Origin of the sequence: Achromobacter sp. RW408 (assembly GCF_003184165.1) — a bacterium.
GTDB classification, from domain to species: Bacteria; Pseudomonadota; Gammaproteobacteria; order Burkholderiales; family Burkholderiaceae_B; genus Achromobacter; species Achromobacter xylosoxidans.
On the sequence record NZ_QHHO01000012.1, the window covers coordinates 18,778 to 31,057 of the forward strand.

Here is a 12,280-nt window from a genome sequence, read left to right on the forward strand (position 1 = left end):
ATGGATATTGAGTTCTTTCGGCCTATAAGAATTTCGCTTGATGTCGTCGAAACCGATGAGCGCCTTCCATCTGTGAAGTTTAAATTCGAGGTCGAATCAAATGCGTTTTCCGAGTCTTTCCTGTATCGCGGGGAGGTATGGATCGCATGTAAGGATTTCGATATATTCAACTACAGTCTGGGCCGCACTTCGTGCCATTTGACCAGTTTGGATGGCCTTTTTTCTCTGGAAATTGTGCAAGGATCTGGTCGATATGTTCTTCGATGGTTTCGACGCAAAGAAAGTGTCTTCGGCGCGGTCGCGGAAATGAAATATGAATCATCATTGGATAGTGATGATATTTCTGCAATTAAGAGTTCATTTGATTCTTTTGCTAAGTGGTGGTGATTTTTATGATTTCCCCATAATCCTTCCTGTTTAAACGGGCGAGAAGTCATGTCAGGCAAGATTCTTTCTGTGAATTTAAACGGTGATTGTTGGTTTAAATATATATCTTCCCGTTGAGCGGGATTGAGTTGCATTCGTGCGATACAGCTTTCGCTGATTTACGTTGGGATGTCACTTCTACTAAGTGAGTCAGATCAGGCGTGAGACACGCATCGCCAGAGAGATGCTGGCACGATCATCGTCGGCGGTAATGCCCACCTTGTCGGGCGACATAGTCAACGGCAAGAGCCGCATCTTCGCCAGTGGCCCCCTGAAAACTGCAGGTGGTACGCTGAGCAGGCCGGTCCGCAGTTTGGGCTGGAGTCGGTGGGAGTACGTTTGCGGGTAGCGAAGGTGCGTCGGGCCTGGTCGCCGCGCCACCTAGGGTAATGAGGTGGCGGGAACTGGGAAGCGGGTAATGCTGCCCCATTTCGTAAGGCGGGGCGTTCTTGCTGCTTGCTGATCGGGTCGTCGCTAGGCAAGAGTAGTTTCACCACGTAGCTAAAGAGGCTTCAGTGATTTCAAATGAAATATCCGCCAGGGAAGGAATTATTCTCAATTTCATAGAAAAAATGGGACCTTTGGCATGGCGAAAATATCAGCAAAGATATCCTCATGTGTGGGTGAAGGATCATTCTGAGATAGAAGATAGATCCAGCTTCCCTCCGTACATATCCTTTCGGTTTCAAAAGGAACAGGCAGGAGTTATAGCGACCTTGAGAAATTTGATTTCCACTTATGAAGGAGAGTTGCGGTGGGTGCTGGAACCGCATTTTAGAGAGAATTTGCCTGGAACGAATTGGTTGATCGCGCCCGGGGATGTTATTGCGATGAGACCAGCTTTGAAAAATAATTCAATTACGGTATATGAGTTTTTTGCGAAAGAGTATCCGCTCTTCGGGCCGGTGGCGTATCTAGATCTTGATGGTTTGGTGATGCATTTTAAGAAAAATATAAAATGAGGTGCTGAATCTGACTCAGCGATGTGATTTCGATTTGGAGCGGGTATGTGTGTCGAAAATGCAGCCCACGGCCATATAACCTCCCGACTTCTAGCAATAAAAAACGCGGTTGTGTTGCAGTGTGCTGGCGATAAACGCTACTGTGACCACGGGTAAGCATGACTTCCAGGTTAAGTTTGATATTTGCAGGGGCAGATTTCCTTGCGCCCGCGCACTACCCCCCGATTAGTCTGATTGCTCTATACAGACGGTAGATGTGTACACGATCCGAGGCTATCAAATTCTCCTGTTCCAAAAGGTGATTGGGAAATGCATGTGCGAGGAATGAATCCGGACGGAGTGTCGATATCGACGAAGCTGGGGGGGAATGCAATGAGTGCTCAGAATATACTGGCGCAAGAGGGGGCGCTATTAAATCTTATTGAAAGGCTGGCGCCCCTGGCTTGGAGGCGATTTCAACGTCGATTTCCAGAAATATGGGTCGTTGATCACGCCGAAATTCACGATCATTCTAGCTACCCACCCTGCATTTCATTCAGATTCAAAGATGAATCGAATAATGTTGTTGAAAATCTAAAAACAGCAGTCCATGGTTATGATGGAGAATTGCAGTGGACGTTGCAGTCTCGTAAGCGAGAGGGTATGTCGGGTGTTATTTGGTCAATAATGCCCGCCTAGGTTTTTTTGAAAAAGAAATCTTTCGGTGATGATCTGTTCAATATAAATGAATATTTCTCAAAAAATTTCCTTCTTTTGGACCTGTTGCTTATAGAGATTTATATGGATTGGCTAAACACGTCGAGCGATATTTTTTTTGGCGAGAAAAGTGATATTTGATCGCCGATGATCTGCCCAGCGCGTTGATGATATGACATTGAGCATATTGATTCCATTGTTGGGCCATTGGCAGTTGCGGTTGCGCACGCGCTTGGGTTACTGCACCACGGTCGCGCCAGAATTCTAAAGGCAGTTTTCAAATATCGAAAAAGACGATAGATAACCGATACTTATCGGGTGATAACTTATAGCGCCACTCAAATCGCCGTGGGCGGAGATTTCGCGTTCGGCGATAGTGCTTCGGCGGGTGGCGAAAGCCCGCTGGTTTGGGTATCACCAAGGGTAATCAGGGGGCTGACGACGCAAGCAAGGATGCGAGCACGTCGATGGCGTCGAGCGGAGGGTTTTCCGCAGGCTTCCCGACAGTTGTTGCTGCTAGCGGCAAGAGCAGCTCCCCCACGCGAAGCGCTGTCAGCGGCGCACCATCATCATCCGTAATGAGGAAGGGCAGAGGGCACTGACTGGCAAGACTGTCGCGGAGACGATCGCGTCGTTGGACCGGGATACCTCGGATGCGTTGAACACGCTGAAGCCGATTTTCGACAAGAAGAAGATCGAAGCGGGGTTCGAGATCGCATCGGCAGCTAGCCGACAGGTGGGGCAGTTCTTGACGAATCGGGCCAAGGAAGCCAAAGCGCTGGAAGATGCGCTGAAGAATGAGTCTGAAGGACCGCGTCGAGATCAGTTGCGGCAAGCCCTTGAGGATGCGAAGACGTGGGGGCCGGGTGGCGAGAGCCGTCGTTGGCTGACCGCGATCCTGGGGGCGGTGAGCGGCAATGTGACCGGCGCCACCGGTGACGCGATACAGGCTGTCGCGGTCAACTATTTGCAAGGGTTGGCGGCGTCCCAGGTAAAGGAGATTGTCTCGGCACTGGGAGACGGGCCGCAGGCGGAAGCCGCTCGCGCCGCAATGCACGCGATTGTGGGATGTGCGGGGGCCGCCGGCAAGGGCAGCGATTGCAGCGCGGGAGCACTTGGTGCGGGTTCCGGGGCTGTGATTAATGCGTTGCTGAGTGGTGATGCATCAAAGATGACCCCGGAAGAGAAGGAGGTACGTCGCAACCTGGTCGGCTCGCTGGTAGCGGGAATCGCGCAAGCGTCAGGCGTGTCTGGCGCCGAGGCGGTTTTCGCGGCTACCAACGAGACCGAAAACAACTATCTCAAGCCAGACGAGCTCAAGTCGTACCTCGCGGCCCTTCAAGCATGGAAGGAATGCTCGGGGGATGTGTGCGCGCAAGCCAAGAAGGAGGTGCGCCGGCTGCAGGCTATTAGTACGGAACGCAACTATGCAGCGGACAGTGCGTGCCTTGAGAACCCAGGTGCCTGCGCGGCGGCGGCGCAAGAATTGCGCGCCGATATCACGGCCTTGGAAGTACAGGCCAACAGCCTGGATCGCACGGAAGCGGCTACAGCTGCGAATAACTTACTGCAGGCACGCAAACAGTACTACTCGAACCTGGAGTGACGGGCGTATGCCGCCCAGCAAGAACTCGAAGCGGCAGGCAAAGGCTCTTGGTTGGCCTCGATGTCCGGGCAAGAGCTGTATGAAAGCGGCCATCTGACGCAGCAAGAGGCCCAGGACCTGCAAGCGATGCGGCGCGAGACGTTCGCGGCGGCGTTTGTACCGCCGGCGCTGGCGGCGGGGGTGAAAGGTGGTGGATCGGCCGCGGGCCGGAGAATACAATCGGTAGCTGAGGAGGCCAAGGCGTCGGCCCTTGGCGGTGCAAAAGCAACAGGCGGGAAGCCCACCGTTGAGCTGTTCGGCGGGAAGAATGCGCAGACTCCCGGCGCAATAAACGTAGATATCCGCGCCGATATTCAATCGGGCATCCGTGCCGATGCGACGAAATTGCCTTTCAAAGACGGATCGCTAGGCGAGGTAATCGCTACAAACCCATATATGGGTCCTGGCGGAAAGATGATGAGTTTTCTACCGGAGGCTACTCGCGTAGTGGAGCCCGGAGGGAAAATTTATATCAACGCGAATGCTGCGAATCCTTACGGGAAATTGCCTAGCCAGGCGGAGCTGGACTCTCTAGGGTTAAGGGTTGTACAGAATAATGGGGGTTTAGATTCACGATTTGCTGGTCAGACGTTTATGCAATCGGATGGAGTGACGCCGGTCAAAGACGTTTCAAGCATGAGGACGATTATTTTGGAGCGAATCAAATGAGGCTGGATACTGACTTTGGTTCACTGGATGTATATATGTCTGTATATGGGGCGCATGTTTTTTCGGGAAATGTGCTGAAGGTTTATTTGAAAGATGGGCTCGGCGTGTCTTCGGGCTTAAGAGATATATTTCCTCGAAAGTATTTCTATGACCCATGGAACGGGAATAAATATAGTGAGACCAGAAAAGTCGATGGGCTTCTTGTTGGGCGCCTGGAAAACTCCGGAGAATGGGTGGGTTATGAGGACAAGACAATAAGCGCGGAAGTCCTAAAATATGAATACGTTGGAAATTGTTGGTTTGTTTTTGAAGGTGTTTCTTTTTCGCTCAGAAAGATAGGCAAATATATAGAGGGCGGCAAAGAGCCGGGAGGCGGCGAGCTTATAGAGAATTTTGATCTACCGAAAACCACGGTTTCGAACATAAAAGAGTATTTCTTGGAAGGTGTTCTTGACGTTCCTCCTGGGCCTGGATGGATGTTTTGGGAAATTCATGCGGAATCGTTTTATCTGGAAATCCCAGATCGTCCAGCCCCCCTCGGCGCTTAAGCCGGGGGGGCTGTTTCCTCACTCAGTGCAAAAGCGACTGCGACGCTGATCGATACCGCTCCGATGGCCCAGCGGGTCATGGGTGTTCGAGTTGGATTGCCGTCTAATTTACGGCGCAGTGGTAATGTAGTAATCGCAGAAATAGATATTCCCAGAATACCTAGACAGATGGCTGCGCACAGCCAAATCTTTGATGCCGGTAAAGGGCTTATTGGCTCTGGAAGTGGAAATTTTGTGGCTCAATCTGTACCCAACAAGGCCGGAGATATGGTTTATCGGGGAATAGATACGGAATACAAAATCCTAGACAATATTGCTGATTAATTGGGAGGCAATATCTCCGCAAGAGGGACTGTAAGTATTCTAACGGAGAAAGCAGCTTGCGCAAACTGTCTAAACGTGGCAATCGAACCGGTCGAGCGGGCCGCGCCAAGCGCGCCCGTAGCGACCGCGGGAAATAACGAAAAAATGTAAACCGCCATGGCGCGTTTCTTTATCGATCGCGCCGTCTTCGCGTGGGTGATCTCGCTGCTGATCCTACGGGAAGCTGGAAATCCTTCGTTAATGCTGGAAAGCAGATTCAACTGGAGGCAGGTGCCGCGCAGCGCGTAGATTTTGGAGTTAAAGACCCTGTGACTGGGAAATATGTTTCTAACAATCATGTTCCCTATAAGGACTGAGGTGTAAATATGTCTATTGTTCGAAGGGGTGTTGTTGTAAGTGGCGAATATTCTGGCTGGAAAATCCTTGTTGCTGATGATCGTGATGGCGACACTGGCGGATATTATCTTTACTTGAAGAGAAGTGATACTGAGGGGTTTGATTGCTGGTTCGAGCGTGAGGCAGAACTTCAAACCCAGCTAGCTGATTTTGAGGTTAAATGGATAGGTTAGTATATTTTATTGGACCAATTTTTAGTTTGCTTTGGTAGAAAATGGAACAATAGCAGCCATCGGCAGTGGAGTTGTTTCCGAGAGTTGTAGTTGAATGAACTGCAGATTGCATGAGGCGATTGTGGCCTCGATTAATGCAATGGCGTACTGCGAAGTCTGAGCTATCAGGAGTCAAGATTCGCATAAACCAGCATTTGCGAAAAGGGCGTCAGATGCCCTCCGCTCTATGCAGACGTTTATTGAAGGCATTGTTAAGATATCTCGAGCGTGATGTGCCCATAAAGAGTCAAAAATATCTCGATAGTCGCATCCAAAATTATGCTCGATACTCGATAAGCACACATATATAGAGGCGAGCCGCGATGCAGGCGAATTGGCTGGCCTGAAGGTCGAGCGTTTCATCCACGAGCCGACCGCGGCGGCGCTGGCGTATGGTCTGCATCAACGTGAAGACGAGACCCAATTCCTAGTCTTCGATCTGGGCGGTGGCACCTTCGATGTGTCGGTACTGGAACTATACGAGGGTGTGATGGAGGTTCGCTCCATCGCGCGCATCCACCTTTAGTCTGATATTCTCCCGCCCCGCCCCTTTCCGGCTGCCCGCAACCCAGGTCCATGACGCCAAACAAGTCGTGCCCGGTCTCGATTCTCTACTCTTTCCAAGTGGGGCAAATCAATCGTTGCCGCCTCAGTTGAAGGAGCCAAGCATGAACCTGGATGAATCGATTCAAAAACACGCCGAGTGGAAACTGAAGTTCCGCTCCGCCATCAGCAGAAAGGAGCAGATGGATGCGGAAACCATTGGCAAGGACAATTGTTGCCAGCTCGGGGTCTGGCTATATGGGGAAGGGAAGCTGAAGTACAGCGCGAAGCCCGAGTTTGGCGCGATCGTCCAGAAGCACAAGGCGTTTCATGCCGAGGCAGGCAAGATCGCCCGTCTGATCAACAGCAATCAGTACGAGCAGGCGGAGAAGGAGATGGGCACCGGCACGCCCTATTCGCAGGCCTCCAGCGCGGTTGGCGCGGCCATCATCGCTTTCAAGCGACACCTGTAAGGGAAGGCGCGCCTGTCACGCGACAGGCGCCGCCGCGTCCCTCACACCGCCCATTCTCCCAGCCGATACGCCGAATCCCAGAACATCCACTCCAACTGCGCCGCATGCGTATACGCCCGGTGCATCTCGTCCCGCGTCTGGGGCGAGGCCTTCTCGGCTGCCTGGTCCACTGACGCAATCACTTCACGCACCAGCGCGTGGAATTCCTCCCCGGCGTATGTATCGATCCATGCCCCATACGGATTCGGACGGGTCGCGCGCGAGTGAATGTCGCGCCCGATCTCGGCATAGATCCAGAAGCACGGCAGCAACGCGGCCAGCGCCACCGGATACGGGGCGCTCCATGCCGTGGCGATGAGGAAGCTGGTGTAGTGATGGCTGGCCGGCGATAGCGGGGTGCTGGCGAAGGTCTCGGCGTCGATGCCGAACTGCTTCATGAAGCCTTCATGCAGGCTGCGTTCGACCACCACGGCGTTCTTGGCCGCGTCGGCGAACTGCACCACGCCGTCGGCATGGTCGGCCTTGGCGGCGGCGACCGCCAGGGCGCGGCCGAAGGCCAGCAGGTAGTGGGCGTCCTGGATCATGTAGTGGCGGAACGCCTGTTCGCTGAGTTGGCCGCTGGCCAGTTCCTGGTTGAACGGCATGGTGCGCGTTTTTTCGTACAGCGCGGCGTTGCGCGCCCAGGCGTCGGTGCTGAAAGACATGGCAATCCTTGAGTCGAAATCGGACGGCGCGTAAAGGAAGCAAGCGCGGGAAGCAAGCGCGCCGTGACCGCGACCCAAGGATATCAAGACTTACTGCATGTACCACCCATGGCTCACCACGAACGACTGTCCCGTGAACGCCGCGCTGGGGAAGGTCGACAGGAACAGCGCCGTCTGCGCCACGTCTTCGACGGTGGTGAAGACGCCGTCGACGGTATCGCCCAGCATCACCTTCTTGACCACGTCTTCTTCGCTGATGCCCAGTTCCTTGGCTTGCTCGGGAATCTGCTTTTCGACCAGGGGCGTGCGCACGAAGCCGGGGCAGATGACGTGCGAGCGCACGTTGTGCTTGGCGCCTTCCTTGGCCAGTACCCGCGCCAGGCCCAGCAGCGCGTGCTTGGCGGCGACGTAGGCGGACTTGAGCGGCGAGGCTTCGTGCGAATGCACCGAGCCCATGTAGATGACCACGCCGCCGCGATCGTCCTTGTACATGTGCTTGAGCGCGGCCTTGGTGGTGAGGAAGGCGCCGTCGACGTGGATGGCCTGCATTTTCTTCCAGTCGGCGAAGGCGAAGTTCTCGATGGGGTTGACGATCTGGATGCCGGCGTTCGAGATCAGGATGTCGATGCTGCCATAGGCGGCGGCGACGCGGTCGATGCCCTGGTTGACGGCGTCTTCGTTGGTGACGTCCATGGCAACGCCCATGGCCTTGCCGCCGGCCTGTTCGATTTCGCGGGCGACGGCGTCGGCGCCGGCCTGGTTCAAGTCGGCAATGGCGACCGCGGCGCCGGCGCGCGACAGGGTCAGCGCGATTTCCTTGCCGATGCCGCTGGCGGCGCCGGTGACGACGGCGACTTTTCCGTTCAGATTGCTCATGCTGGGGACCTCCGGGTAAGGATGCCGCGAGCCGGGATGCGCCCGCGGATGCGAGGGGCATGGCTTTGATGGTAGCGCGCCAAAATGAGAGCGGCCTGAACGCCACGCGCCGGTAACCATCCATGTCATTTGCTTCCGCGCGGGCATTGCGCCGATGTTCATGCGGCGATTCGCGGGTGAGAGGCAATCGTGGACGACAGGCGACGGGCAATGCGTGGGTTGTTACGAATCCGCCCCGCAGCGCTGCAAGCTGCCATTGCCGGCCGCGGCCGGCTGCGCGAGAATCCGCGGCAGTCGGTGCCGCCACAGGGGTGGCTACCCGGGTTCTTTACAGGGCGAAGACAAACGTGCCAGCAGTCATGGATGGTCGAGTGGGCGGGAAAATGGCGGGCAGATGGGCGCGCCGCATCGCGGCGTCCGTGCTGGGGTTGGCGGCGGGCTTGGCGCAGGCCGCCCATGTCGTGGTCGACACCGGTCATACGCCCCGGCAGCCGGGCGCGACAGGCGCCAGCGGGCGGGTGGAGTACCTGTACAACCTGGACCTGAGCGGCGCGGTGGCGGCCGACCTGCAGGCATCGGGTGATCGCGTGACGCGGGTGTCGGCCGACGGCGCCGAGGTGCCGCTGGGTCGCCGTACCCGGATCGCGCCGGGGGCGGATTTCTTCCTCTCGATCCACCACGACTCGATGCAGCAGCACTACATCGACGCCGGCCGCCAGCGCGAATTCGCGGGGTTTTCTATTTTCGTGTCGCGGCTCAATCCCCGTTATGAGGACAGCCTGCGCTGCGCCAAGGCGATCGGCGAAGCGCTGCTGGCGGCGGGCGAGAAGCCGTCGCTGTATCACGCCGAACCCATCGCCGGTGAAAACCGGCCGTTGCTGGACCCGCGCCTGGGTGTGCATCGCTACGATGGGCTGGCGGTGCTCAAGACCGCCACGATGCCGGCGGTGCTGGTGGAGGCTGGGGTGATCGTGAACCCGGATGAGGAAGCCCGGCTGGCCAAGCCCGAGACCATCCAGCGGCTGGCTCGCGCGATTGCCGATGGCGTGCAGGCTTGCCAGGCGCGCTAGCCTGGCGCGCGGGGGCGGGGCAACGGGCCGGAAAAATGGCGATGTCCGACGAGATGGATAAAATCCCGGTTTCGAGGGGGCCGCGCCATCTCGCGGATGTGGCGGCGCGAAGCGAAAACGACCCCGGAGGCGATCCGGCCCGTGGCATGCGTTGCGAGGACAAGGACTGAGAATGCTGAAAAGAAAACTGACGGCGCTGGGCATGAGCCTGGCGCTCACCCTGATGGGTGTTTCCATGTCGCCCGCCCAGGCCCAGGCGCCCGCGCAGCAAAAGGAAGAGCCCGAGCGCTATGGCCCGTTCTTCTACCTGCCCAGCGAGCCGAACCTGCTGATCTACGTCGGCGCGGTCAGCGCCAACGACCTGCTGCACATGAAGAAGGCGCTGCGCGAGCATCCGACCATCTCCACCCTGATCCTGCAGAACAATGGCGGCGGCCTGGTGCACATCGGGCTGGTGGTGGCCGAGGAGGTCTACGAGCGCGGGCTCAATACCTACATCCCCAAGGACAGCTACTGTGCCTCGGCATGCGCGTTCGTGTTCTTCGCGGGTCGCCAGCGGCTGGCCGAAGGCCGTCTTGGCGTGCACCAGATCACCGCGCCCGAAATGACGGGCGAGCAGGCCCAGTTCGGCGTGTCGGATATCGTCACCACCCTGCCCAAGTACGGGGTGTCGGCGGACGTGCTGGGCATCATGTTCAGCACGCCGTCCAAGGACATGTATTTCTTTTCGCCGCAGGAAATCGCCAAGTACGGCATCAACCGCACGGGCAATGTGAAGACGGCTTCCAGCGAACCGCAGCAGGGCGGCGCCCCGCGCACGGCGCCGACGGCCGGACCCGCCACCGCGACCGCGCCGCAGGCCCAGGCGCCGGACGACGATACCCGGCTGCCGCCGCGCAAGCCGGCCGCGCCCAATGCCGCGCCGGCGCCATCCGGCCCGCCGCCGGTGACCAATCCGTACATGACCAAGAATCCTCCCGCGCCGGCGCCGCTCTCGGACGAGCAGCGCGCGATCAACGCCGCGACGCTGATGATCCAGGCGGGCAGCGGGACCAATGAAGAGGCGATGAATTTCACGCGCGAGTTCTACGCGGATACGGTCGACTACTTCAAGAAGTCGCGCCCGAAGTCGGAGATCCTGGCGGACAAGACGGCCTACTTCGCCCGTTGGCCGGTGCGGCGCTTCGTGGTCGACCAGAATTCGCTGAAAGCCAAGTGCCAGGACCAGATGTGCATGGTCAAGGGCCTCTACGATTTCAAGGTGTCGAGTCCGGAGCGCGGCAAGACCGCGACCGGCACCTCCAATTTCACTTACGTCCTTGACCTGCGCAACCGCTACCGCATCGTCATGGAAGACAGCGAGGTCGTCAGCCGCTGAACCAGCGGCCAGGCGCCAGGGAGAAGCACCATGGGTTTCACGAATCGCGCGGCGCGGCTGCTGTGCCTGGCCGGGCTGGGCGCCCTGTCGACGCCGGCGTGGGCGATCGATTGCCACAAGGCCGGCACGCCCGCCGAGAAGCTGATCTGCTCGGACCGCGGCGCGGTGGCCGCCGACGCCGAGTTGAACCGGGCCTACGCCGCCTTGCTCAAGCAGGCGCCGGATGCGCAGATCCGCGCGATGCTGGTGGACAGCCAGCGCCGCTGGATCGAGGCCCGCAACATGCGCCTGGAGGGGTTGGTGTCCGACCCCGGGTCGCTGCCCGATGAGAAGACACCGGGCGCCGTCGCGGCCGACCTGATCCGCTCCCGCGCCAGCGAGTTCAAGGAGCGCGGGAAAGGCGACAGTCTTCCCAGGTTGATCCGCGTGGCGTTGAGCCAGCGCGAGTTCCGCAAGCAGTTCACGGGCGGCCCTTACTCGGGCTATGAGACGTCATGCGATGTCTTGCCGCCCGACTACAAGTACTACGCCTGCTTTTCGACCCGGCATTACCAGAACAATGATCGCGTCTGCAGCACGGAAGAGTATTGGGCTACCGGCTCGGTGTACGTACAGCGCTATGTGGCCAAGGTGGTCGACAACAAGCCAATGCCGATCGCGTCCTGCTCGTACAACGGCAACGACGCGAGTTGCCCGGGCAGCATTGACGACGACGCGCGCTGGAATACCGGCCCCAAGGTGAAGGCGCCGACGTATTCGTCCAAGCCCTTGCCCCAACTCGATGGCGAGGTCGACGACAGCGACGACCATGCCTGGATCAAGGCCTGCCTGACCGACAGCGGCTTCCCGTTGTCCAACCCGACGAAGGCGGGCGGCTAGGCTGCACGCGAAGCGCGTCGGCGGGTCGACGCGCCCCTTGCGGGCAGCATTGGCATGTCGATGGGCCTAGCCCGGGGCCCGCGCCAGGCGCTTGCGGTGATGCCGGGCGTATTCTTGCAGCGCGTCGCGCAATACCACCGCCTGGTTGTGCTCGGTATCGCGGGCGCCATACAGCAGGGTCACCGGGCGCTCGCCGGCGGCCTGCAGCAGGGCGTCCATGCGGGCCTGCTGCTCGGGTTCGGCCAGTTCGGCCAGGTACTTCTCGCGGAAGTTGTCCCAGCGTTCGTCGACGTGGCAAAACCACTTGCGCAGTTCGCTGCTGGGAGCGAGGTCCTTGGCCCATTCGTCCAGCGCCAGGTCGGCGCGGCGCAGGCCGCGGGGCCACATGCGGTCCACCAGGGCCCGGTAGTGCCCGTCGGGACCGATGCCTTCATAGACGCGCTGCACGGAGATGGCGGACGGCTTCATGGCGGCTCCTG

General features: G+C 58.1%; 14 protein-coding genes and 1 pseudogene. 12 read left to right on the forward strand and 3 right to left on the reverse strand.

All coding sequences use genetic code 11. The features are described from left to right. From DK459_RS30315 to DK459_RS01985, 9 genes and pseudogenes are all read left to right on the forward strand, one after another. Positions 1-387, forward strand: coding sequence for a hypothetical protein (locus DK459_RS30315; protein WP_131727705.1), 387 nt, complete (start codon positions 1-3; stop codon positions 385-387). Between the two features lie 554 nt (positions 388-941). Continuing rightward, positions 942-1,388 (forward strand): hypothetical protein, encoded by a 447-nt coding sequence (locus DK459_RS30320; RefSeq protein WP_131727704.1) that lies wholly within the window; start codon positions 942-944, stop codon positions 1,386-1,388. A 1,330-nt stretch (positions 1,389-2,718) separates the two neighbouring features. Then, complete coding sequence (locus DK459_RS01960; protein WP_054499579.1) at positions 2,719-3,690, forward strand: hypothetical protein; 972 nt, start codon at positions 2,719-2,721, stop codon at positions 3,688-3,690. A gap of 51 nt (positions 3,691-3,741) precedes the next feature. Further along, entirely contained in the window at positions 3,742-4,398 is a 657-nt protein-coding gene (locus DK459_RS01965) for a hypothetical protein (protein WP_173010588.1), read from the forward strand. Then, on the forward strand, positions 4,395-4,946 hold the full coding sequence (locus DK459_RS30325) for a hypothetical protein (protein ID WP_131727064.1): 552 nt from the start codon (positions 4,395-4,397) through the stop codon (positions 4,944-4,946). Before DK459_RS01965 ends, DK459_RS30325 begins: the two co-directional genes overlap by 4 nt. A gap of 63 nt (positions 4,947-5,009) precedes the next feature. Further along, positions 5,010-5,270: a deaminase domain-containing protein gene (locus tag DK459_RS01970; RefSeq protein WP_108914025.1), complete on the forward strand. Its 261-nt coding sequence runs from the start codon at positions 5,010-5,012 to the stop codon at positions 5,268-5,270. Between the two features lie 365 nt (positions 5,271-5,635). Further along, entirely contained in the window at positions 5,636-5,839 is a 204-nt protein-coding gene (locus DK459_RS01975; protein ID WP_080564321.1) for a hypothetical protein, read from the forward strand. 349 nt (positions 5,840-6,188) lie between these two features. Next, a pseudogene (locus tag DK459_RS01980) lies at positions 6,189-6,389 on the forward strand (Hsp70 family protein); the annotation flags it as partial. Between the two features lie 157 nt (positions 6,390-6,546). Continuing rightward, the gene (locus DK459_RS01985; protein WP_006389811.1) at positions 6,547-6,894 is read left to right on the forward strand and encodes a CZB domain-containing protein; all 348 of its coding nucleotides are present in this window, start codon (positions 6,547-6,549) and stop codon (positions 6,892-6,894) included. 41 nt (positions 6,895-6,935) lie between these two features. Here the strand turns inward: DK459_RS01985 and tenA are convergent, their stop codons facing one another. Together tenA and DK459_RS01995 are read right to left on the reverse strand one after the other, a co-directional pair. Beyond that, positions 6,936-7,598, reverse strand: coding sequence for a thiaminase II (gene tenA, locus DK459_RS01990; protein WP_026382094.1), 663 nt, complete (start codon positions 7,596-7,598; stop codon positions 6,936-6,938). A 90-nt stretch (positions 7,599-7,688) separates the two neighbouring features. Beyond that, positions 7,689-8,474: a 3-hydroxybutyrate dehydrogenase gene (locus tag DK459_RS01995; RefSeq protein WP_020925942.1), complete on the reverse strand. Its 786-nt coding sequence runs from the start codon at positions 8,472-8,474 to the stop codon at positions 7,689-7,691. 383 nt (positions 8,475-8,857) lie between these two features. Between DK459_RS01995 and DK459_RS02000 the strand changes: the two genes are divergently transcribed. The 3 genes from DK459_RS02000 to DK459_RS02010 all read left to right on the forward strand — a co-directional run bounded on the left by DK459_RS02000 (position 8,858) and on the right by DK459_RS02010 (position 11,801). Next, positions 8,858-9,544 carry an N-acetylmuramoyl-L-alanine amidase gene (locus tag DK459_RS02000; RefSeq protein ID WP_070541565.1) on the forward strand — a complete coding sequence of 229 codons (687 nt, stop codon included), beginning with the start codon at positions 8,858-8,860 and terminating at the stop codon, positions 9,542-9,544. A gap of 172 nt (positions 9,545-9,716) precedes the next feature. After that, complete coding sequence (locus tag DK459_RS02005) at positions 9,717-10,922, forward strand: hypothetical protein (RefSeq protein WP_227740131.1); 1,206 nt, start codon at positions 9,717-9,719, stop codon at positions 10,920-10,922. A gap of 30 nt (positions 10,923-10,952) precedes the next feature. Beyond that, positions 10,953-11,801 carry a lysozyme inhibitor LprI family protein gene (locus tag DK459_RS02010; RefSeq protein WP_110134427.1) on the forward strand — a complete coding sequence of 283 codons (849 nt, stop codon included), beginning with the start codon at positions 10,953-10,955 and terminating at the stop codon, positions 11,799-11,801. Positions 11,802-11,867: 66 nt separating this feature from the next. Here the strand turns inward: DK459_RS02010 and DK459_RS02015 are convergent, their stop codons facing one another. Continuing rightward, positions 11,868-12,269, reverse strand: coding sequence for a DUF488 domain-containing protein (locus DK459_RS02015; protein ID WP_024070687.1), 402 nt, complete (start codon positions 12,267-12,269; stop codon positions 11,868-11,870). Positions 12,270-12,280 lie beyond the last annotated feature (11 nt).